At 64.5% G+C, this 21,265-nt stretch carries 24 protein-coding genes and 1 tRNA gene; 14 read left to right on the forward strand and 11 right to left on the reverse strand.

Going from position 1 to position 21,265, the window contains the following annotated elements:
- Positions 1-53: 53 nt before the first annotated feature.
- From ACETII_RS18955 to ACETII_RS18965, 3 genes are all read right to left on the reverse strand, one after another.
- Positions 54-2,402, reverse strand: coding sequence for a PAS domain S-box protein (locus tag ACETII_RS18955; protein ID WP_472786569.1), 2,349 nt, complete (start codon positions 2,400-2,402; stop codon positions 54-56).
- 106 nt (positions 2,403-2,508) lie between these two features.
- Positions 2,509-2,718 (reverse strand): hypothetical protein, encoded by a 210-nt coding sequence (locus ACETII_RS18960; protein ID WP_363348559.1) that lies wholly within the window; start codon positions 2,716-2,718, stop codon positions 2,509-2,511.
- A gap of 39 nt (positions 2,719-2,757) precedes the next feature.
- Entirely contained in the window at positions 2,758-3,351 is a 594-nt protein-coding gene (locus ACETII_RS18965) for a hypothetical protein (RefSeq protein ID WP_472786570.1), read from the reverse strand.
- A 148-nt stretch (positions 3,352-3,499) separates the two neighbouring features.
- On the opposite strand from ACETII_RS18965, the gene ftsE reads away from it, so the two are divergent.
- The 4 genes from ftsE (at position 3,500) to ACETII_RS18985 (ending at position 6,812) form a co-directional block, all read left to right on the forward strand.
- A complete protein-coding gene (ftsE, locus tag ACETII_RS18970; protein WP_363348563.1) occupies positions 3,500-4,162 on the forward strand; it encodes a cell division ATP-binding protein FtsE in 663 nt (220 codons plus the stop codon).
- A 5-nt stretch (positions 4,163-4,167) separates the two neighbouring features.
- Positions 4,168-5,145, forward strand: a complete 978-nt coding sequence (locus ACETII_RS18975) for a cell division protein FtsX (protein WP_363348565.1) — start codon at positions 4,168-4,170, stop codon at positions 5,143-5,145.
- A 25-nt stretch (positions 5,146-5,170) separates the two neighbouring features.
- Positions 5,171-5,929 carry a YdcF family protein gene (locus ACETII_RS18980; RefSeq protein ID WP_472786571.1) on the forward strand — a complete coding sequence of 253 codons (759 nt, stop codon included), beginning with the start codon at positions 5,171-5,173 and terminating at the stop codon, positions 5,927-5,929.
- Positions 5,930-5,993: 64 nt separating this feature from the next.
- Positions 5,994-6,812: a lysophospholipid acyltransferase family protein gene (locus tag ACETII_RS18985; RefSeq protein WP_472786572.1), complete on the forward strand. Its 819-nt coding sequence runs from the start codon at positions 5,994-5,996 to the stop codon at positions 6,810-6,812.
- Here the strand turns inward: ACETII_RS18985 and ACETII_RS18990 are convergent.
- From ACETII_RS18990 to ACETII_RS19000, 3 genes are all read right to left on the reverse strand, one after another.
- A complete protein-coding gene (locus ACETII_RS18990) occupies positions 6,809-7,144 on the reverse strand; it encodes a hypothetical protein (protein ID WP_363348571.1) in 336 nt (111 codons plus the stop codon). The genes ACETII_RS18985 and ACETII_RS18990 overlap by 4 nt on opposite strands.
- A gap of 63 nt (positions 7,145-7,207) precedes the next feature.
- Positions 7,208-7,777, reverse strand: coding sequence for an RNA 2',3'-cyclic phosphodiesterase (gene thpR, locus ACETII_RS18995; RefSeq protein WP_472786573.1), 570 nt, complete (start codon positions 7,775-7,777; stop codon positions 7,208-7,210).
- Between the two features lie 27 nt (positions 7,778-7,804).
- Positions 7,805-8,530: an arylesterase gene (locus tag ACETII_RS19000; RefSeq protein WP_472786574.1), complete on the reverse strand. Its 726-nt coding sequence runs from the start codon at positions 8,528-8,530 to the stop codon at positions 7,805-7,807.
- On the opposite strand from ACETII_RS19000, the gene ACETII_RS19005 reads away from it, so the two are divergent.
- Both ACETII_RS19005 and ACETII_RS19010 read left to right on the forward strand, forming a co-directional pair.
- On the forward strand, positions 8,517-9,194 hold the full coding sequence (locus ACETII_RS19005) for an ABC transporter ATP-binding protein (RefSeq protein WP_472786575.1): 678 nt from the start codon (positions 8,517-8,519) through the stop codon (positions 9,192-9,194). The genes ACETII_RS19000 and ACETII_RS19005 overlap by 14 nt on opposite strands.
- On the forward strand, positions 9,194-11,752 hold the full coding sequence (locus ACETII_RS19010; RefSeq protein ID WP_472786576.1) for an ABC transporter permease: 2,559 nt from the start codon (positions 9,194-9,196) through the stop codon (positions 11,750-11,752). Before ACETII_RS19005 ends, ACETII_RS19010 begins: the two co-directional genes overlap by 1 nt.
- Before the next feature lie 3 nt (positions 11,753-11,755).
- Here the strand turns inward: ACETII_RS19010 and ACETII_RS19015 are convergent, their stop codons facing one another.
- A complete protein-coding gene (locus ACETII_RS19015) occupies positions 11,756-12,121 on the reverse strand; it encodes a copper resistance CopC family protein (protein ID WP_363348580.1) in 366 nt (121 codons plus the stop codon).
- Between the two features lie 263 nt (positions 12,122-12,384).
- Here ACETII_RS19015 and ACETII_RS19020 point away from each other — a divergent pair, with 263 nt between their 5' ends.
- The 3 genes from ACETII_RS19020 (at position 12,385) to ACETII_RS19030 (ending at position 15,844) form a co-directional block, all read left to right on the forward strand.
- Entirely contained in the window at positions 12,385-13,380 is a 996-nt protein-coding gene (locus ACETII_RS19020) for a DUF2232 domain-containing protein (protein ID WP_472786577.1), read from the forward strand.
- A 49-nt stretch (positions 13,381-13,429) separates the two neighbouring features.
- Positions 13,430-13,993: a 50S ribosomal protein L9 gene (gene rplI / locus ACETII_RS19025; RefSeq protein ID WP_472786578.1), complete on the forward strand. Its 564-nt coding sequence runs from the start codon at positions 13,430-13,432 to the stop codon at positions 13,991-13,993.
- 345 nt (positions 13,994-14,338) lie between these two features.
- The gene (locus ACETII_RS19030) at positions 14,339-15,844 is read left to right on the forward strand and encodes a replicative DNA helicase (RefSeq protein ID WP_472786579.1); all 1,506 of its coding nucleotides are present in this window, start codon (positions 14,339-14,341) and stop codon (positions 15,842-15,844) included.
- Positions 15,845-16,040: 196 nt separating this feature from the next.
- Here ACETII_RS19030 and ACETII_RS19035 read toward each other — a convergent pair whose 3' ends face one another.
- The 4 genes from ACETII_RS19035 to ACETII_RS19050 all read right to left on the reverse strand — a co-directional run bounded on the left by ACETII_RS19035 (position 16,041) and on the right by ACETII_RS19050 (position 18,432).
- Positions 16,041-16,589: a PRC-barrel domain-containing protein gene (locus tag ACETII_RS19035; protein WP_363348588.1), complete on the reverse strand. Its 549-nt coding sequence runs from the start codon at positions 16,587-16,589 to the stop codon at positions 16,041-16,043.
- Between the two features lie 159 nt (positions 16,590-16,748).
- On the reverse strand, positions 16,749-17,807 hold the full coding sequence (locus tag ACETII_RS19040) for a MaoC family dehydratase (RefSeq protein WP_472786580.1): 1,059 nt from the start codon (positions 17,805-17,807) through the stop codon (positions 16,749-16,751).
- A 12-nt stretch (positions 17,808-17,819) separates the two neighbouring features.
- Complete coding sequence (locus tag ACETII_RS19045) at positions 17,820-18,149, reverse strand: DUF167 family protein (RefSeq protein WP_472786581.1); 330 nt, start codon at positions 18,147-18,149, stop codon at positions 17,820-17,822.
- Position 18,150: 1 nt separating this feature from the next.
- Positions 18,151-18,432, reverse strand: coding sequence for a YggT family protein (locus ACETII_RS19050; protein ID WP_363348594.1), 282 nt, complete (start codon positions 18,430-18,432; stop codon positions 18,151-18,153).
- Positions 18,433-18,593: 161 nt separating this feature from the next.
- On the opposite strand from ACETII_RS19050, the gene ACETII_RS19055 reads away from it, so the two are divergent.
- The 5 genes from ACETII_RS19055 (at position 18,594) to ACETII_RS19075 (ending at position 21,256) form a co-directional block, all read left to right on the forward strand.
- A tRNA-Ala gene (locus ACETII_RS19055) sits at positions 18,594-18,669 on the forward strand.
- Between the two features lie 72 nt (positions 18,670-18,741).
- On the forward strand, positions 18,742-19,722 hold the full coding sequence (locus tag ACETII_RS19060) for a tyrosine-type recombinase/integrase (protein WP_472786582.1): 981 nt from the start codon (positions 18,742-18,744) through the stop codon (positions 19,720-19,722).
- Positions 19,723-20,132: 410 nt separating this feature from the next.
- Positions 20,133-20,414 (forward strand): hypothetical protein, encoded by a 282-nt coding sequence (locus tag ACETII_RS19065; protein WP_472786583.1) that lies wholly within the window; start codon positions 20,133-20,135, stop codon positions 20,412-20,414.
- Entirely contained in the window at positions 20,414-20,626 is a 213-nt protein-coding gene (locus tag ACETII_RS19070) for a hypothetical protein (RefSeq protein ID WP_472786584.1), read from the forward strand. Before ACETII_RS19065 ends, ACETII_RS19070 begins: the two co-directional genes overlap by 1 nt.
- 228 nt (positions 20,627-20,854) lie before the next feature.
- Positions 20,855-21,256, forward strand: coding sequence for a hypothetical protein (locus ACETII_RS19075; RefSeq protein ID WP_472786585.1), 402 nt, complete (start codon positions 20,855-20,857; stop codon positions 21,254-21,256).
- The last annotated feature ends 9 nt before the right edge of the window (positions 21,257-21,265 follow it).

The raw sequence follows: 21,265 nt of genomic DNA on the forward strand, positions 1-21,265 counted from the left end.
CCATTTTGCCGGGGTTGGAAACGTCCGGGCCGACCCTCCGCGCTTAACGCTCCTCATTTCATGAACAGCGCCGCAATGTCCTCGATGCGCGCCGGCTTGATCAGATGGCCGTCGAAACCCGCCTCCTTCACGCGGCGGCGCGTCTCTTCCTCGCCCCAGCCGGTGAGAGCGACAATCTCGATCTCCGCGCCGCCCGGCTGCGCCCGCAGCGCGCGCGCGGTCTGATAGCCGTCCATGATCGGCATGCCCAAATCCAGGAGCACCAGACCGGGCCTGAGCGCCGCGGCCCGCGCCAGGCCCTCGGCGCCGCTGTAGGCGACGTCAACCTCGAAGCCCAGGCTCTTGAGCGCCACCGCAAGCGTGTCGACCGCATCCCGGTTATCGTCGATGAGGAGCGCGCGCCGACCCTTTCCGCCCATGCGCGGCGCCGCTTCGCCCTTTGACTCGCGCTCGGGCGCTCCCAGGGACAACGGCAAGCGAACCAGGAAGCGTGCGCCGCGCCCCTCGCCATCGCTCTGCGCCTCGACGGAGCCGCCATGCAGTTCGACAAGCTTCCGCACGAGGGAGAGACCAATGCCGAGCCCCGCGCGTCCATGTTTCGGAGACCCTTCGCCCTGCGTGAACAGATCGAAGATCTGCGGCAGCATTTGCGAAGAGATGCCCACGCCTGAATCGCTGATGGCGACGCAAACTTGCCCCCCATCGCGTTCGGCGGCGACGCCAACCGTCCCGCCCGCATCGGTATATTTGATGGCGTTGTCGAGCAGGTTGACGAACATCTGCGAGACTCGGACGGGATCGCATTCCGCCGGCAGCGCTTCGTCGAGGCCCGAGACCTGAACAGTCAGATTCTTGGCCTCCGTAAGCGCGCGCACATCTCCAATCGCCTGCTTCAAAATGTCGGCGAGATCGACCAGCTCTTTCTTGAGCTCGAGCTTGCCGCGGCTGATGCGGGAAACGTCGATCAGGTCGTCGACGAGCCGCACCAGATGAACGACCTGCCGCTCCATGATCTCCTGCATGCGCGCGACCCTCGGATCGCCGGGCTCGGCTCGGCGAAGGAACTGAAGGCCCGAGCGCAAGGGCGAAAGCGGGTTTCTCAACTCGTGCGCCAGCGTGGCGATGAACTCGTCCTTGTTGCGGTCGCTTTTCCTCAGCCGTTCCTCCGCCTCCCGCCGCTTCTGCTCGTTGCGTCTGCGGTCGGTGATGTCGGTGTGGCTGAGGACAAGCGCGGCGGGCGGCCCCGACAGACGCGCGACGTGCATCTCGAACCATTGCTCGCGGTCGGGCGCGTGACAGGGATATTCCAGCACGAACCCTTCCGATCTGCCGCTCATGACGGCGTAAATGCCTTCGATTGCGCCCCGGGCGTAAAGGTCTCCATCCGAAGCGGCCGCCCGCGCCGTTGCGAGATAATCGACGCCCGGGGCGACGTGGGCATAAGCGCCGCCCTGCATTCGCGCGAAGCGCTCCCAAGGCTTGTTGACGGCGACGATCTTTCCGTCGGATCCGATGACGGCCACGTGATGCGGCAGGGAATCGAGGATGGCGCGCAGAAACTCCTCGCTTTTCTGCAGCGTCTCGTCCGTCGCTTTCTCCTTCGTCACGTCGAAGGCGGCGAGCGTTGCATGAGAGGGGCGCCGCTCGCCGCCCTCTCCGTCGAAAACCACCTGCTTACGCACCCGCACCCAGCGCATCTCGCCTGAAGGGCGGATGATCCGGTGGTCCATCTCGAACCAGCCGGGGCCAGAAGGGTCGAGCGCATGGCTGATCGCATCCATGATCGCGCCGGCGTCGTCGGGATGAAACAGTCTGTGAAGGACATCGCGCGGGACCGTTACCGGGACCTCTCCGAGGCCGAAAAGCCTCGCGGCCTCCGCCGAAAGACTTACGGCGTCCTTTTTGTAGTCGACCCTGGCGAGCGTGAGCCCGGCGACGGCGCAACCGACCTGCAGCCATGCCTCGCTCTCCTCCGATTGCCGCTCAGCGCGGCGGGCGTCGGTGACGTCGCGGCAGATGCAGAGAAGACGAATGGCGCCAGTCTGGCGCGCCCGGATCGGCGCTACGCAGACATTCCACAGTATCTCTTCGCCAGTCGCTAGACAGCTCTCCTCGAAGCGCACCGTCGCCCCGCCTCTGGCCGCGCTCAGCGCTTTGGAGACGTTCTCACGCGCGGCGGGCGGCCACCGGTCGAGCCAGACTAGTCCAGCGACTTCGGTCGAACTCATCGCCTGCATCAGACGCAGGCAGGCCTCGTTGACGCTCAGCACGCGTCCGTCTTCATCCAATAACAGGATGCAGTCCGGACTGGCGTCGAACAGGACTCGCCGGAACTCCTCGTCCGAAAACATGTGCGCCTCCAGTTGAAGGGGCAGCGCGGGCGACAGAAAGTCGCGCGACACGCCGGGAGGCTCCTCTGGCCCCCGTATCGGCTGGAGGAGATTTAATCAGCAACGTCATAACCTTGACCGCGCGTTACCGTCAAGATGAGGCCGCTGCGACTCAATTTCACGGCCGGTCTGCGGTCAGGCCCGACAGGCTCAAAGCGGCCAATGTTTCAACCAGCCGCTCCACGGCGTCAGGTTCGAGTCGGATCGAAAACGGCGGGAGCGACAGCGCATCCGCCTCCCGCACGAAGAAGATCGGCTGTCGCGCCAGCCAGACCGTGCGGACGGCCACCTCCTCATCCGAGGCGTCTTCGGGCAGGAAACGCCGCACGACGCGCTCGGTGGCGCAGCCGCAAGACGGGCGAAAAGCCTACCTTGTCCTACGCCCGACTTCGTCCGCCCGGGCGAAGCGGACCAGCACCTCCGTCCCTTCATCGGGCGGCGAGGCGAGGCGGGCGCGGAAGGCGATCTTTTCCGCGGCCTCGAGCCGGGACTTCGGCGTCGGGGCGGTCCAGGCGTAGCGCTCGAGGCCATTGGCTCCGCGAACCGACAGGGCGAGCGGCGGCGCCCGGTTGGGCTCGCGCCTCAAGTTGACGATCTCCCCCTCCGTCACGAGCACTCTGCGTGCGCCCTCCATCACGATTTTCGCGCGGATGTCGCGCAGCTCCAGGCCCGCGAGATTCACGGGCGCGCCCAGAAGCCGATAGGCGGTCGCCATGGGCGGTAGGATGCGGACGATTCGCTCGCGCATGGCGATGAGCGCCGAGACGCCGAGGACGATCGCGACAATCGTCGCAATGACGGGCCAGCGGTCGCGTTCGACGGGCGGGAGTTCGCGGACCGACGGCCGCGGCGCGCGGCGCCACATTTCGTCAAAGCTCGGCTCGCGGTTCGCCGCGCTTTCGGCTTCCGCGCTGATTTCGCGCCACAACCGCCGTCCGTTCCGATCGCCTGCAACACTCATTTCGCGCTCCAGATTTTTGCGGCGCAGTGAACAAAAGCCTCGTTTCATTAACGCCGGTTATGGTTAAGGGCGCGTGAACTGACTATTCTTCCGCGGCGCGATTCCTCGGCCCTCGCGCGTCCATCCGCGCGGCCATGGGGGAGCGAGCGTGTTGAGCTTCGAAAATGTCGGATTGCGATATGGCGTGGGGCCGGAAACGCTCCGCGACATCAGCTTCGACATCGCGCCGCAATCGTTTCAGTTCCTTACCGGCCCGTCGGGCGCCGGCAAGACGACGCTGATGCGCCTGATCATCATGGCGCTCAAGCCGACGCGGGGGCTCATCAGCATCTTCGACCGCGACACGGCCACGCTCGACCAGGACGAGGTCACCGAAATGCGCCGGCAGATCGGCGTCGTGTTTCAGGACTTCCGCCTGCTCGACCATTTGACGCTTTACGAAAATGTCGCGCTGCCGCTGCGCGTGCTTGGCCGGGAGGAATCGAGCTATCGCGCAGAGGTTCTCGAATTGCTCAAGTGGGTGGGCCTCGGCGAGCGCAAGCATTGCGTGCCGAGCATCCTTTCGGGCGGTGAGAAACAGCGCGCCTCCATCGCGCGCGCCCTCATCTCCCAGCCCAGGCTTCTGCTCGCCGACGAACCCACGGGGAACGTCGATCCAACGCTCGCCCGACGCATCCTGCGGCTCTTTGTCGAGCTTCACAAATCGGGGACCGCCGTCATCATCGCCACCCATGATCTGAGCCTGATGGACCAGTACGAGGAAGCGCGCCGCCTCGTCCTCGCCGAAGGCCGTCTGCATATTTTCGAGTGAAGCTCATGGACTGGGAAGTCGCCAGCCGCTGGGTCTCGCGCGTCAAATCGCGCCGCGCGAGCGCGGACGTCGGCGAGGACGATCCGGCCCAGCCCTCCCCGCTCGTGCCGACCGATTCCATCGCCGGGCGCTCGCTCGTCATGGTGATCGCGATCATGACTTTCCTCGCCGCGCTCGCCGCCGCGGCCGCCATTCTGGTCGCCGACGCAAGCAGCGAATGGCGCAGCGAAGCGGCGAGCGAGGCGACCGTGCAGGTTCGGCCCGCGCCGGGCCGCGACATGGAGTCGGATCTACGCGTCGTGGCCGACATCCTGCGCGATACGCCGGGCGTCCGCGAAGCGCAGATTTACTCCAAGACGGAGTCGGAAAGCCTTTTGGCGCCCTGGCTCGGCCAGGGTCTCGACCTTTCCCAGCTCCCCATGCCGCGCATGATCGTCGCGAAGCTCGACCCCAGGAGCCGCCCCGATCTCTCTGAACTTCGCGAGGCGCTCGCCGGCGCCGCGCCCAACGCCACTTTCGACGACCATCGCATCTTCACGGCCCGCCTCGGCGACATGGCGCGGGCCGTCGTCGCCGTCGCGGCGATGATCTTCGTGCTGATCGTCGGCGCCTTGGGCATCGCCGTCGCCTCGGCGACGCGCGCGGCCGTGTCCACCAACCGCGAGATTGTCGAGGTGCTGCACGTCGTCGGGGCCGCAGACGGGTTCATCGCGCAAGAGTTTCAGCGCCGCTTTCTCGCGCTCGGCCTGCGCGGGGCGCTGATCGGCGGCGGCGCGGCGATCGCCTTCCTTCTCGCCGCGCAGGCGGCTCTGCGCCAGTGGCGCACGACCGCCGGCGGCGAGCAGATGCAGGCGATCTTCGGCGACCTCGCGATCGGGGCCGCAGGCTTCGTCGTCATTCTGCTTCTCGCCGGCGGCGTGGCATTTCTGACCGGCTGGCTGTCGCGCCGCATCGTCTTCCGCCACCTGCGGGGCCTCGGATGATCCCTCTCGCCCCGGGCGGCGGCTTATGACCATATATCTCTCCAGGAATCGCGCCTCCGCGCGCGATCGGCTCAAGGGCGAGAGGAACGGCAAGGTGAGGGCGATGGCGCGCTGGTGGCGTGCGACGCGGGCCAGCCTGGCGCGCGTGATTCTCCTGACGGCGGCAAGCCTGATCGGGGCCGGCGCGCTTGCTTTCGGTCTCGGCTACGTCTGGTTCGCGCTGTCGCTGGCGCGAGTCGAGCCAAAGCTTTCCGTCAAGACCGAGGGCGTCGTGGCGCTGACCGGGGGCTCCGACCGCGTGCTGGAGGCGGCCGAACTTCTGGCCCGCGGACAGGCGCGCCGGCTGCTCATCACCGGCGTCAACCGCGCGACGCGCAGCTCGGTGCTCGCAAAACGCCTCCCGGTCTCGCGCGACCTCTTCAACTGCTGCGTCGATCTCGGCTACGAGGCGCTCGACACCTTTGGCAATGCGCGGGAAACCAGGCAATGGGCGCAGGTGCACAAAATCTCCCGCTCCCTCATCGTGGTGACCTCGAATTACCACATGCCGCGGGCGCTCGTTGAACTGTCGGCCGCGCTTCCCGAGGTCAAGCTCTATCCCTTCCCGGTCGTGAGCGAGCACGTGAATGTCGCGGGCTGGGCGAGCGACCCGGCCGTCATGCGGCTCATCGGCAGCGAATACGTTAAATTCCTGGGCGCCCTGACGCGCGTGGCGCTGCGCCCGGAAAGCGCGGGCGAACTCGACCTGGGCCCCTTGCGCAGCAGCGAGGCGTCGGCCGAATGAACGCCTTGTAGAGCCGGGCCACGCTGACGTAAAAGGCGCGCGTCTGTCGCGAACGGTGCCCTCAATGCTCTTCCTGCGCTCGCTTGTTTTCCAGATTTTGTTCTGGGCCAACACCATCCTGCTGATGGTGATCTGGCTGCCGGGCCTGCTCATGCCCCGCCGCGTCTCCATGGAGCTCGGCCGGACATGGGGCCGCACCTCGCTGTGGCTCGCGGACAAGATCTGCGGTCTCGAAATTGAGTGGCGCGGCCTGGAGAACATCCCCCCGAACGGCGGCGCCATGATCGTCGCCAGCAAGCATCAGTCGATCTGGGACACCTTCGTCCTGCCGATCCGTTTTCCGGACTTCAGCTACATTCTGAAGCGCGAGCTCGTGATGATTCCCTTCTTCGGCTGGTACCTGTTGTCGGCCGAGCAGATAGGCATCAATCGCGCCAAGGGCGGCAAGCTGCTGCCGCAGCTCATCGAAAAGGCGAAGCATATTTTCGCGCAAGGCCGCCAGCTGTTCATCTTTCCGGAAGGCACGCGCCGCCCGGCCGGGGCGGCGCCGGCCTATAAATTCGGCATCGCCCATCTCTACGCGGCGTCGGACGTTCCGGCGCTGCCGGTGGCGCTGAACGCCGGCCTCTTCTGGCCGCGCCGCTCCTTCCTGATCCGCCCCGGCACGGCGGTCATCGAATTTCTGCCGATGATTCCGCCGGGCCTGCCGGCGCGCGAATTCTTCGAGAAGCTGCAAAGAGAAATCGAGACGGCCTCAGACCGCCTGATCGCGGAGGCGGTGGCGAGGGACCCGAGCCTCGCGGCGGTCGTCGAGGAAGGCCGCGCCAAGGCGCTGGCCAGGGACAGCCGCAAAGCGGCGCGGGAGCGGGTCGAGAAGGCTTAGCGCGCCTCGGGCGCAAGGCCGAGCGTCTGCTCGACGCGACGCAGCCGGCCTTCCATTTCGCTGATCAAGACGCCATGGCCGACGACTGTCGTGTGGTACTCGACGACGGCGCGGCGCAAACCCACGATCTGGTCGCTCAAATCCTTCCGGGTCCTGTCGATCTTGGCGTCGAGCGTCGCGATGTCCGACGCCACGTCAGCGCGGAGAGACTGGATTTCGTCCTTCGTCGCCATTGTCTCGCGGATGGTCACCATCTCTGAGCGCATGCCGGCCATTTCGGCGCGGATCTCGCGCAGGATATGGACGACGAGGTTGTCGGGTTGTTCGCTCACTTCAGCGCACTCACTTTCACTCGAGCGTCAATAATGCGCGACCTCAAGCTCAAGCGCAATATCCTACAACCCCACCACCCCATTCAACGCCGCGGGCGCCGGGAGCAACGGATACTCGGCTTCGACGATATAGGGCCCGCCGCCAACCGAGTCGCGGGACGAATAGAGCACGAAGCGCTCGGCGGTGAATTTGAGCGGCGGGAAATAGCCGCGCGCGCCGAGATAGGCGGCGACCGAAGCCGAATTCGATCCGCGCAGCCGCGCCAGCGTCACATGCGGCGCATATTTGCGCGCTTCCGGCGGGGCGCCGAGCCGGCGCATCAGGCGCTCCTGCTCCGCCTGCATCTCGAGAAGCGCCGGCGTCGACCTCACGCGCGCGACGATGGCGCGCGGCCTGCCGCCCCCGAAGGAGTCGAGTTGGTCGATCGTCACCTCCAGTTCGGGGCGGCGGATGAAGGATAAAGCATTGGCGGCGTCGCGGGCGAAGGCGTCGTCGACGTCGCCGATGAAGCGCACGGTGATGTGATAATTTTCGACGTCGATCCAGCGGGCGCCCGAGACGCCGCCGCGCAGCCGCGCGAGGCTCTCCGCGACATGGGGAGGAACTTCAAGGGCCGTAAAAAGTCTTGGCATGTGTTCCTCCTCGCCGTTGGAGCGCGCCTATTTGGCGCGCGATTCTCTCGCCGCGCCCGAGGGCGCGAGCGCTCTTTCCGCATAGGGGGCAATTTTTTCGACGATCTTGCGCACGCCCGCGGGATTGGGATGCAGGCCGTCTCCGAGCAGGAGAGCGGGGTCGCCCCACACGCCTTCCATGAAGAACGGAACCATCGTCACTCCGTATTTCGTGGCGAGGTCGGGATAGATCGAATCGAATTCCTTCCGATAAGCTTGCCCCCAATTGTTGCTGGAGACCATGGCCGTCAGTATGGCATTCACGCCTTTCGACCGGAATATCTCGAGCATCTTCTCCAAATTGGCGCGGACCTCCGCCGGGGGCAGGCCCTGCAGCATATCATTCGCCCCGAGCTCGAGAATCGCCAGATCGACCGGCCCGTCGGACAGCACATAGTCGAGCCTCGCGAGGCCCATCGCCGTCGTGTCGCCGGAGACGCCCGCATTGACGACCTTGACGCTGAAGCCGTTGGCCGCCAACCGTTTGCCCAGTTGGACGGGCAGCGTATCCTCAGCGGAAAGCCCCGGCCCCGCGGTCAAACTGTCTCCGAACGCGATGATGCGTTTTTCCGCCGCCTCGGCCCCGGCGCCCAGCGACGCCAAAATGAGGGCGCAGGCGGCGATTTGGAGCCGGCCCCGGAACAGGCGATAAGTCGTCACAAGCGTCTGTATGGGCGCGCCAATCAAGGAAAGCTTCTCCGTGCCACCGGTCATTGAACTCGCCGACGTGGATCTTACCCTGGGCGACGGCGCCGCGCGGGTCCATGTTCTCAAGGGCGTCAGCCTCAGCATAGACCATGGCCAGACGGTTGGTCTCCTGGGGCCGTCGGGTTCCGGGAAATCGACCTTGCTCATGACCCTCGCCGGCCTCGAGCGCCCCGATTCCGGCTCGGTCAGGATAGACGGCCGTGACATGGGCGCGCTCTCGGAAGACGCGCTGGCGCGGTTCCGTGGTGAGAAAATAGGCGTGGTCTTTCAGTCTTTCCAGCTCATCCCAACCATGACGGCGCTGGAGAACGTCGCCGTGCCGCTGGAGCTCGCGGGAAAGCCGGACGCTTTCGCCATCGCTGAGGCCGAACTTGCGGCCGTAGGCCTCTCCGACCGGCTTGCGCATTATCCGGCGCAGCTTTCGGGCGGCGAGCAGCAGCGCGTGGCGCTGGCCCGCGCGCTCGCGCCCGATCCGCTGATCCTCGCGGCCGACGAGCCGACGGGCAATCTCGACTCGGAGACCGGCGCGGCGGTCATCGACCTCATCTTCGCCCAGCAGAAGCGCCGGGGCGCGACGCTGGTGCTCGTGACCCATGATCCCGGCCTCGCGGCGCGCTGCGGGCGGCGCGTCCGGCTGCGCTCCGGGCGCATCGAGGCGGATGAGGCGTGATGCGGGCGTTTCGTTTCAACGCGCTTCCCTTCGGCCTGCGCTTCGCCCTGCGCGATCTCCTCGGAGACCCGCGCGGCTTCGCCATCTTCATCGCCTGTATCGTCATCGGCGTCGCGGCGATCTCCGGGGTCTCGGGCCTCTCCCGCTCGCTCGAACAGGGCCTCGCCCGCGAGGGCCGAACGATCCTCGGCGGCGACGCTTCCTTCAGCCTCGTCGCCCGGGAATTGAGCCCTGAGCAGCGCGCCTTCTTCGCTGCGCGCGGGCGCCTTTCCGAGATCGCCCTGATGCGCGCCATGGCCCGGCGCGACGACGGCGAGGCGGCGATGGTCGAAATCAAGGCCGTCGATCCTGCGACCTACCCCGCCTTCGGCGCCGTCGCCCTCGATCCCGCCCTTCCCCTGCCCGAGGCGTTCGCGGAAAAGGATGGGGCCTTCGGAATCGCAGTCGATCCGATCCTGCTGGCGCGGCTCGACATCAAGCTCGGCGACCCGCTGATGATCGGCGCGGCGCGCGTCACGCCGCGGGTCAAACTCGAAAGCGAACCCGACAAGCTCGCCGGCGGGGTCGGCTTCGGCCCGCGCGTGATGATGAGCCGCGCGGCGCTTGCCGCCACCGGCCTCGTGACGCCGGGCTCGGTGGTGCGCCATGTGGCGCGCGTGACGCTCAACGGCAATGTCAGCGACGAGGCCGTAAAAGCCTTCGCCCAATCCGCCGACGCAGCCTTCCCGCAAGCGGGCTGGGAGGCGCGCCGGCGCGACGCCGTCTCTCCGCAGTTCTCGCGCAATCTGGAGCGCTTCACGCAATTGCTGACCCTCGTGGCGTTGACCGCGCTTGTCGCCGGCGGCGCCGGCGTCGCCAACGCCGTGCAAGGCTTCGTCGAGCGCAAGCGCATGCAGTTCGCGATATTGAAGGCGCTGGGGGCGACGGGCTCGCGCGTCTTCGCCATTGCGCTGGCTCAGGTCATGGCGGCGGCGGCGTTTGCGATCCTTCTCGGGCTCGCGGTCGGCGCCCTCATCCCGTGGGCGGCGTCGGAAGCGCTGCGGCAGGCGGCGGACCTCCCCGTTTCGGCGGCGCTCGACGCGCGCGGCGCCTTCTACGGCGCCCTCTACGGCCTGCTCGTGACATTGATCTTCGCCCTCCCCCCGCTTGGCCGGGCGCATGAAATTCCCGTCGCCGCCTTGCTGCGCGACGATCCGCGCGCCGCGCGGCTCTGGCGCTACCGGGCGGGGGCCGCTCTCGCCGCGATCGCGCTCGGCGCGCTGGTGATGCTCTCCTCCTCCGACTTGAAGCTCGGCGCCTATTATGTCGCCACGTCAGTCGCCGCCTTTGCCCTGCTGCGCGGCGCGGCCTGGGTCACCATGCGCGTCGCCCGCGCCCTGCCCCGCCCGCGCGACGCCAGACTGCGGCTGGCGCTCGCCAATATCTGGCGGCCGAAGAGCCTCACGCCCGCGCTCGTCGTCTCCATCGGCCTGACGCAAACGCTGCTGATCGCGCTCGCTCTGGTCGAGGGCGCCATCCATAACGAGCTGGAGCGCGCCGACGCGGGCGAAATTCCGAACTTCTTCTTTATCGACGCGCCGAAGACGCAGGCGCGAGCCTTCAACGATTTTCTTGCCGAGCAGGTCCCCGGCGCGAAGATCGAGCATGTGCCGATGATGCGCGGCCGCATTGTGGAGGTCAAAGGCGTCCCGGTCGAACGGATCACCGTGGTCGACGACGTCAAATGGGCGCTCGAGGGCGACCGCGGCGTCACCTTCTCGGCCACGGTGCCAGCCAATTCGCAGCTCGTTGCGGGCGAATGGTGGGCGGCGGATTATGATGGGCCGCCGCTCGTTTCTCTGGAGCAGCGCATCGCCGAAGGGCTCGGCCTGTCGCTTGGCGACGAGATCAGGGTGAATGTTCTGGGCCGCGAGACCGTCGCGCGGGTCGCGAGCCTGCGCAAGGTCGACTGGCGCAGCTATGGCATCAACTTCGTGATGGTGTTCTCGCCCAACACTTTCGCCAAGGCCCCCTACATGGAGCTTTTCACCATCGCCTATGGCGCGCCGACTGTCGCCGCGCGGGACGCGACAGACGCCAAACTGGCGCGTGAGGCCGCGAAGCGTTTTCCCATGATCGTCTCGGTCCGCGTGAAGGAGGCGCTGGCCGCTGTCGACAAGATCGCCGGACAGTTGGCGCTCGCCGCTCGCGCGGCGGCAGGCCTGGCCATCGTCACCGCCGTCCTGGCGCTCGCCAGCGCCGTCGCGAGCGGCCAGCGCGCCAGGCTACATGACGCCGTCGTGCTGAAGACCTTGGGCGCGACGCGAAGGTGGCTCGCCACTGCTTACGGACTGGAGTTCGGGGTCGTCGGCCTGGTCGCCTCGCTCATCGCCCTCGCCGCCGGCGCGGGCGCCGCCTACGCCATGGTGACGCTGCTGATGAAAATCGACTTCGCCTTTTCCGTCACCGCGGCGTTGACGACCACGGCGGCGACGCTCGCCGTCACCATCGGACTTGGCCTTGCGGGAACGTGGCGCGTGCTGTCGCGCCGGCCGGGCCCCGAATTGCGCGAGCTGTGAGGCTCAGGCCTCCAGCCCAAAAATAGAGAAGTCCAGCTTGCCTTCGACGACGTCGCCGTCGACCGAAAGCACCCGGTAGACGATGTGATAGTCGCCCGGCATCAGCGAGGGCGTTGGCAAAGTGAGCTCCCTGGAGGGCTCCTTCTGCGTCTTCTCCGCGATGACCGCGCCCTTGTTGTCCTTGAGCTTTACGGTGGAGTAGAGCGCGTCGGCCTTGCCGGAGAAGACCAGCCGGATCGTGTGCAACGGCTTGAGCACCTGTTGCTTGTTGGCGGGATAAGAGTCGACGAGGACGGCATGGGCCGAGACGGGAACGGCGAGCGCCGTCAGGGCGAGCGCGGCAAGGGCGCCCGTCAGAACGGATTTCATCTTGCTTTCTCCTCGCATCCCCGGCGCGAGAAGGCGGGGCGCGTTTTTCGCAGTTGAAACGTCCCGGCGTCGCGGGCTGTTCGCCGCATGGTGTTATTTTTCAGGAACGCCGACCCGGCTGCGGCCGCGCCCTGCTCTTGCCCATTGGCAAGGTTTCGGAGTAGAAGCGCGTCTCGCGCCGCCGGCCGAAAGGCCGTTTCGGCGCTTTTTGGCTTGCCCGCGCGTCTGCGCAGACGGGCCGCCCCTGACCGGAATGTGACCTCGTGCCCGACAAGAGCGTGTTTACGCCGCAGAATATCGGCATTTCCGTCCTCGGCGGCGTCGCCGCGGCGGCGATTGGCGCCGTTGTCGCGCGGGGCGGCTTTGGCGGGCTGCTGTTTGCCCATCTCGCGCCGCTGCCGCTCGTCATCGTGGCGCTCGGCTTTGGGATCGTGCACGGGGCGACCTCGGCGCTGGTCGCGACCGTCGTTCTCTCGGTCGCGCTGCACCCTGTCGTCGGCATGGGCTACGCCCTGCTCGTCGCCGCGCCGGCCTGGCTTGGGGCCTATGCCGCCTCCGGCGCGCCGCGCGGCGGCCGCGATCTCGTCACCCGCAATGTCGCGAGTTGGTCGTGCCTCGCCGCCGCCAGCGTGCTGGCGACGGCCGTGATTCTATGGCTGGTTGTCGCGGCGCTGAGTTTCGGCTCACTCGACGAGGCCTTAAACCCCATTCGCGCCCGCGCCTTCCTGCTGCTCGACGCCATGTTGCGCGAGAAGGAACTGCCCGAGAGCGCCAATCCGACGGAACTCTCCGGCGTCGTCGCCCGCTCCGTCCCGGCCTTTCTCGCGGGCTACGGCCTGCTGATCCATGTCGCCAATCTCTGGCTCGGCGGGACCATTGCGCGGGCCTCCAGCCTGCTCACCCGTCCCTGGCCGGACATCGCCATGGATTTCCGCCTGCCCCGCGCCGTCACCGGCCTCTTCGCCTCGGGCGTCGTCCTGTCCCTGTTCAGCGGGCCTTCGGCCGCCATCGGGCTGGTGCTGGCCGCGACCATGGGCATGCTGCTGATGCTGCAAGGGCTCGCGGTCGTGCATGTGCTGCTGCGCGGCTCCAAGTCGAGCGCGCTCGTGCTCTCGATCATCTATTTCATGCTCGGCCTTCTCGGTTGGCCGATCGTGCCCCTCGCCGTGCTCGGCGGCGCCGACACCGTCTTCAACTATCGCGACCGCAAGTCGGCCGCGGCGCCCGGTCAGCCGCAAAAAACGGCGGAGTCGGATTGACTTTGACCGCATTTTCCTGACAAAGGCGCCAACTCTCGGAGAAACGAAAATGGAAGTTATTCTGCTCGAACGCGTGGCCAAGCTCGGCCAGATGGGCGACACGGTCAAGGTGCGCGACGGCTACGCCCGCAATTTCCTCCTCGCCCGCGGCAAGGCGCTGCGCGCGACCGAATCGAACAAGAAGCATTTCGACAGCCAGCGCGCTCAGATCGAGGCGCGCAATCTCGAGGCGAAGACCGAGGCTTCCGCCGTCGCCGAGAAGCTCGAGGGGCAGACCTTCATCATCATCCGCCAGGCGGGCGAGAGCGGCCAGCTCTATGGCTCCGTCTCGACGCGCGACATTGCCGAGGCCGCGACGGCAGGCGGCTTCTCGATCAATCGCAACCAGATCGTCCTCACCCATCCGATCAAGACGCTCGGCCTCCATAATGTGCCGGTGCATCTGCACGCCGAGGTGGACGTGAAGATCGTCATCAACGTCGCCCGTTCGGAAGAAGAGGCCGAGCGTCAGGCCCGCGGCGAGTCGGTTTTCGCCCGCGAAGAGACGTCGATGGACGACCTCGGCCTCGAGGTCGGCGCCGCGCTCGCCGAGGCTGGCGACGTCGAGATGTAATCAGTCGACCGCAAGGGTCATCTCAAAAAGCCTCCCACGGTCCTGCCGTGGGAGGCTTTTTCTTTGCTGGGGCATGATGCGCGCCCAAAAACGCCGCTGGCCGAGCGCCAATAGGCCGCGTACGCTACGCGAATGATTCGCCGCACAGGCAAGCGCTTTTCGTTGCGCCGAGCAAAATCCATGGCGTGGCTGTGGATATGACTCGCAACATCGACGCGCGAAACGCGCGGGTAAGAGTCAAGGCTGGCGCGGGGAGCAACCGCGTGCGAATGTCGTCATGCATCCGGATGGCTTCCGCGTCGCGTCTGAAGGCCCCGGCGTTTCATTCAAAGTCGACGAGAACAAATGCCCCCAGTCGAACAATTGGCGGGTGCGCGCCTCTATCCGGTCGCGCAGCCCGAGCCGCCGGCCTATCGCGCGCCTCCGCATAATCTCGAGGCTGAACAAGCGCTGCTCGGCGCGATTCTCGTCAACAATGACGCCTTCGACCGCGTCTCCGACTTCCTGCGTCCAGAGCATTTTTCGGAAGAGCTGCATCGCCGCATCTTCGAAACGACGGCGCAGCTCATTCGCGCCGGCAAGCTCGCGACCGTCGTGACCTTGAAAACATTTCTGGCCGACATCGAGCTGCCCGCCGGCGTAACGATCCAGGCCTATCTCGCGCGCCTCGCCGCCGAGGCGACGACCATCATCAACGCGGAAGACTACGGGCGAATCGTCCACGACCTCGCCGTGCGACGCGATCTCATCAACATCGGCGAGGAAATCGTCAACACGGCCTTTGACTCGCCCGTCGACGCCAGCCCCCGCACGCAAATCGAGGAGGCCGAGCGCAAGCTTTATTCGATCGCCGAGACAGGCCGCTATGAGGGCGGCTTCCAGCGGTTTTCCGACGCGCTGGCGATCGCGATCGACATGGCCTCGAGCGCCTATATGCGCGATGGCCATCTCTCCGGCATTTCGACGGGGCTCATCGATCTCGACGAGAAGATGGGCGGCCTGCAGAAATCCGACCTGATCATCGTCGCCGGCCGCCCCGGCATGGGCAAGACGGCGCTCGCGACGAACATCGCCTTCAACATCGCCAAGGCCTATCAATACGACGTCGAGCCCGACGGCTCGCATAAGACAATCAACGGCGGCATCGTCGGCTTCTTCTCTCTCGAAATGTCCGCCGAACAATTGGCCACGCGCGTCATCGCCGAGCAGTCCGGCGTGCCGAGCTACAAGATCCGCCGCGGCGATCTCAACCAGGACGATTTTGAGCGCATCGTCGCGGCCTCGCGCGAGATGCAGAGCATCCCCTTCTATATCGACCAGAGCGGCGGCATCTCCATCGCGCAGCTCGTCGCGCGCGCGCGTCGCCTGAAGCGGCAGAAAGGCCTCGATCTTCTCGTCGTCGACTATCTGCAATTGCTGGCGGGCTCGAAGTCGCGAAACGACAATCGCGTGCAGGAGCTGACCGAAATCACGACCGGTCTGAAGGCGCTGGCGAAAGAACTGAATGTGCCGGTGATCGCGCTCTCGCAGCTTTCCCGCCAGGTCGAAGCGCGCGACGACAAACGCCCGCAGCTCTCCGATCTGCGTGAATCTGGCTCGATCGAGCAGGACGCCGACGTGGTGCTCTTCGTCTATCGCGAAGAATATTATCTGAAGAACAAGGAGCCGCGCGAAGGCACGGAAGAGCACATCAACTGGATGGCCGAGATGGAGCGCGCGCATGGCCGCGCCGAGGCCATCATCGGCAAGCAGCGCCACGGCCCGACGGGAACCGTGCCGCTCGCCTTCGAAGCCGAAGTCACGCGCTTCTCCAATCTCGCCGACGAAGAGAAACTGCCCCCGCGGCTGTAACGCCGACGGCGCTTGTCGACAAAGCTGCGAGGCGCATCGTCCTTCGAGACGCGCGCGCTCCTCACGAACCTAAGCAATAACTGGAACCCCCTCATGCTGAGGAGCCGCCGAAGGCGGCGTCTCGAGGCATGAGAAGCCCCGCCACATTGTCTGCGGCGGGGCCAATGTTCGGCCAGGTAGAGCGCGTCTTCGCCGATCAGCGGACGGCGACCGTCCACGCCTGCTTCGAGCGGTCGAAGCGGAAGCCGGGCGCCGTGCGGAGCTGATCCTTGCTCGCGTTCATGCTCAGCCACCACCTGTTTTCACGCTGCGTCGTTGACACAGCGTCGAAGGGAACCGCGACGTCCTTCTCCCCCATGCCGAGGAAGCCGCCGACGGACACGATCACCGCCTGGACCTTGCCCTCGCGATCGAGCAGCATGTCCTTCACTTCGCCGATCTTGTTATCGTTCGGATCATAGACGTTCTGGTCGTACCAGTTGGAGACGGCCGTCGCGTGCTGCGGCAAGGTCGTCATCATCTGCGCCGTCGCGCCCGTCTGCGCGCCTTCGCGGGCGCCCATCGTGCCGCTCCTGCCCATCGTGCCGCCGGTTCCGCGCTCCGTGCCCATCGTCCCGGTCCCGCGCTCGGCGCCGGTTCCCATCGTCGAGCCCGGCGATCCGCCGGTCGTTCCGCTCTGCTGCGCATAGACAACGCCTGCGCCTGCCGTGGCCAGCGTAGCCGCGAACATAATCGCCTTGATCATGTCTGTTACTCCGTCGTCGCCAGCGCGATTGACGGGCGCATGTAAGCCATGCGCCCGTTCGAAGAAACCGCGCCTTTAGACTAAGCGTGCACGTGATATTCACGCGCCCTAACAACAGACGGGCTCCGGCGTTGTTCCTAGCGTGACGGGGAGCGGCCCCTACTTTGGCAACACCGCCCAGTAGTCGAGATCGAGCAGCACGGCTGGATCGGGCTTGCCGTCTGCCCCGTTGAGCGGGAACGCCGCGCAAGGCTTGTCCTTTGTCGCCACCAGGCGGAGACGCAGCGCGCCGATGTCGCTGCGGCCAGGGATCTCCGCCTTGTCCAGCACTTCGCTCCAGGCGAAGATGGTGCCGCCCGCAAACAGCGGATTGACGTGCTTGCCGCCGTTCACCGCCGAAATATGGAAGACATTCTCCAGCCCGTTGAAGGACAGCGCGCGCGCCATGGAAATCACATGGCCGCCGTAAATGATGCGCTTTCCGAAACGGCCTTGCGATTCATAGTACTGGTTGAAGTGCACCTTCGAATTGTTCTGATAGAGGCGCGTCGCCAGCATGTGCTCCGCCTCTTCGACGGTCATGCCGTCGATATGGTCGATCTTCTCGCCTTTCTCGTAGTCGCCCCAGAAGAAAGGCGAGCCGGCGAGCGCCTTGTCATAGGCCGCGACCTTGATCGGCGGCACGGCTTGTCCCAACTGGGACGGATCGACCGCCTTGGGCAGGTCCGGCACGACCGTCGGGCCGACAGGAGCGTCCTTGTCGCGCTTCTTCACCATCACCCAGCGCGCATAGGAGAGCACGGTCTCGCCGCGCTGATTCTTCCCCGTCGTGCGGACATAGACGACGCCCGTCTCCTTGTTGGAGTTCTCCTTCAGGCCGATGACCTCGGAGACGGCGTCGAGCGTATCGCCTGGATAGACCGGCGCCAGGAATTTGAAGTCGGCGTAGCCGAGATTGGCGAGCGCATTCAGCGAGACGTCGGGCACGGTCTTGCCGAGCACGAGATGAAAGACGAGCATGTCGTCGATCGGCGCATCCCTATAGCCGATCGCCTCGGCGAAAGCCTTGGAGGATTGCACGGCGAAGCGCGGCAGATAGAGCGCGGTGTAGAGCGCGACTTCGCCGACGGTGACGGTGCGCGGAGCTGCGTGGCGCAGAATCTGCCCGAGCCTGAAGTCCTCGAAAAAATTGCCGACGTTGATCTTCGACTTGCTCATCTCTTTCGCTCTTTAGCCTTTTGTGGGCGCCAGCCGGGCCAGCGCGTCGAGGTAAGGCGCGGGGTCGCCCGCGACGAAAAGCTTCTTCACACGGCTCGTCTCGCCGGAGCGAATCGTCACCGCCTTTTTTGGGGCCGAGAGCGCTTTGGCGACCAGCTCGATCAGCGCCGTATTGGCGCGGCCGTTCTCCGGCGCGGCGCGCACCCGCGCCTTGAGCACGGACCTGCCGTCGGCGAGGGTCTCGACGCCCTCGATCGCGTCCCGCCCGCCCTTGGGCGTCAGACGCAGCCAGAGCGTGACGCCGCAGGCCTCCGCTGTCCAGGGCGGCTCGGGCTCCGCCAAATCAGCCCACGCTGTGGGTCAGAAGATTTTGCAGGAATTGGATGCCGAGAAGCAGGATCAGCGGCGACAGATCGAGACCGCCGATCGCCGGCAGCACCGAGCGGATCGGGCGCAAAAGCGGTTCGGTCAAGGCGTCGACCGCGCGCCAGATGGTCTGCGCCGCCTGGGAGCGGGTATTGAGCACGTCGAAGGCGACGAGCCAGGAGAGGATCACCGAAACGATCACGATCCACCAGTAAAGGTCGAGGATCGTGAGCAGAAGATTAAGGACCGCATAAGACATGAGTTTGTCCCGCAAATGAAGGGCCGTGGCCTGTCTAGCCTCCCTGCCCCCGCCCGGCAACCTCCCCCCGGCGCCGCAGGCGCAAAGGGGAAAAAACGCGCAAAACGCCGATGGGCGATTGACAGGGAAAGACGCGGCGTATACTCACCCGCCCACGGCTCGGGGCTGTAGCTCAGATGGGAGAGCGCTGCAATCGCACTGCAGAGGTCGGGGGTTCGAATCCCCCCAGCTCCACCAGGTAAATCAGACACTTAGCTAGATAGCCTACTCCTTCAAAGATGCTCCTGGAGCAAATTTGGAGCAGTTGGCATGGCCACCTTCACGAAACGGGGTAATCGCTGGAAAGCTCAGATCAGGAGAGCAGGCTTCCCGTCCCTTTCAAAGTCCTTCCTTTCAAAATCAGATGCAGAGAAATGGGCGAGGGATAAAGAGCGCTCAATCGACAGGGGCGAGCTACCGCTCAACCACAACGAGCTGAAGGCGACGACCCTTAGGGACCTACTGACCCGCTACCTGGAGCAGATCACCCCCACTAAGAGAGGCAGTCATTCGGAAGCCTATCGGCTCCAGACGATGCTGGCCCATCCGATAGCCGCTCTATCGCTCAAGAACCTCTCTCCCGCAGCCGTGGCTTCCTATCGAGACGACAGGCTCCAGAAGGTCTCCAGCGGCTCAGTAAGGCGGGAGCTGGCCATCCTCTCGCACTGCCTTGAGATTGCGAAAAGGGAATGGGGAGTAGCGCTCAAAGCTAACCCCTGTGCAGAGGTTTCCAAGCCTTCCAACGGCAAGGCCAGAACCAGAAGGCTTGAGGCTGGAGAGTTTGAGACGCTGGACCAGGCCCTCAGGCAATGTGGGAACCCCTTGGTGCGGTCTGTCTTTCTATTCGCCTTGGCGACGGGTATGAGGCGAGGCGAAGTAATCGCCCTCAGATGGGAGAACGTGGACCTGGAGCAGCGGACAGCTCACCTGCCCCTCACCAAGAATGGCGACGCTAGGACGGTTCCCCTGTCTCCCGCAGCCCTGGAAGTCCTGTCTCAGCTTCCGAGGCAGCCTAGAGGCTTAGTCTTTCCTATCACTGGCAACGCCGTTAGGCTGGCATGGCAGAGAGTTAAGGCCCGAGTAGGCATCACAGACCTACGGTTTCACGATCTGCGCCGGGAAAACATCAGCAGGCTATTCGAGCTTGGTCTATCCGTCCCGGAGGTTGCCGTCTGTAGCGGCCATAAGGACACCAGAATGCTGGCAGTTTACACAAAACTGAAAGCGCAAGACATCGCTGCTAAACTTTAGCTCTTGACAGTATCTACAGTTTAGTTTAAAATTAAGGTATAGCTCTGGGAAAGAAATACCGAAGTCGTGAGCCCCAGAGGCTCCAAGCGGAGGTTAATCTTTCTCAGAGCTGTGTATCGGAGAGGTTAGATTTTAATATTATTATATATTTTTATAAAGGGCTCCGCCCTAATCTACCCCTCCCCCTTAGCACAGATAGAGAATACTGGCAAGACAGCCCCCTTTAGGAGGCCGTATGCTAGGCTCCTATCACACCTAACCAACCAATAGCCTCTAGAAACCCCACAGTTAGCCCGTACAGTGGGCTTTAGGGCTGGGGAACTATACCCCCTGCCAAAATCACTAAAGCTCACCAGTGGGCTTCCTAGGGAATCCTAGAGCCTATACATTATTAAAGGAAGTATTACCCAATGTCTTTTAACAAATTCTCAGATAAAGCGATCCGTAGCAAGGCTAACCAAAATGAAGCTGAGCGTATGCTCACAGAGCTTGAAGTTAACCGAGCCTACGAGCAGCTCCTCAACCGCTATGGTGGAGAGCAGGCAACCCTGGCTATGCTGGCCAATAAGCTCCGAGAGGAAGCCGGGAGGCTGGGCTACCGAGGCAACCAGACTGAGCAGCCCCATGAGACCAAACCCAAGGAAGAGCCAGTCAATTACAGCCTCGACCTGTTCGACGGAGGTAACCGCTAATGTCAGACACCTTCGTTGATCTCGCTTGCGCCAAAGAGTTTGAAGCCTTGGTCCGTCAATATCAAAGCTCCGCCGATATCCTAATCAAGCTGGGAGAAATGCTGGAGCATGAAGGCCAGCGTCTTCTCTATAACGCTGGAAACCCTGGCCATGAGCGAGTCATCGCGTTTAGCAACGCTAATAAATCCCATGACCACGGAGACCAACAATGAGTAGGACCCAAGCCGAACGCCTCCAGCTAGAATCCGACTACCTTGAGGACATCAAGGGCGAGACCCCTTGTGGAGACTTCATTATCAAGAAAGAGCCTCCCTTCTCCCTTTGGGTAATTCGACACAAGGACCCGAAGGGCAAGGTTCCGAAATTTCTACTAGGCCAATGGACCGATAGGGCCACGGCCAAACATGCTATCGAGTCTTTCCTGGAGAACAGCGCAATCAATGACGAGTGACGATTTCAAAGAGATTAAGTTTCTAAGGGACGAGAGCGCCAGAGAAGTAGCGATAGTCCCAGTCCAAGACGGCAGGAAGGGGGCAGCCATCCTCGATAAGGACGATATCCAATTCCTAGATTCATTGGGTTTGAGCTTCAACTGGAACAGACTGCCTAACGGGCATATCACAGCCCCGGAAAGTAACTCCCCTAACAATTACGTTTACGTCAGTAGGGTTCTCACCGGAGCAGGCTGGGGGCAGCAAGTAGCTTACATCGACGGAGACCCTTCAAACCTCCGGCGATCCAATCTTGTTCTCGTCAAAGGCCATGCCACCCGAAGGGACCGAGATTTCCTTAAGGCCCAAGGCCATGGACCGAAGGTCCTTAAGGGAGCGGCCCTTGCTTGAGAGCTTTTA

This window comes from Methylocystis sp. NC52PC (genome assembly GCF_055698645.1).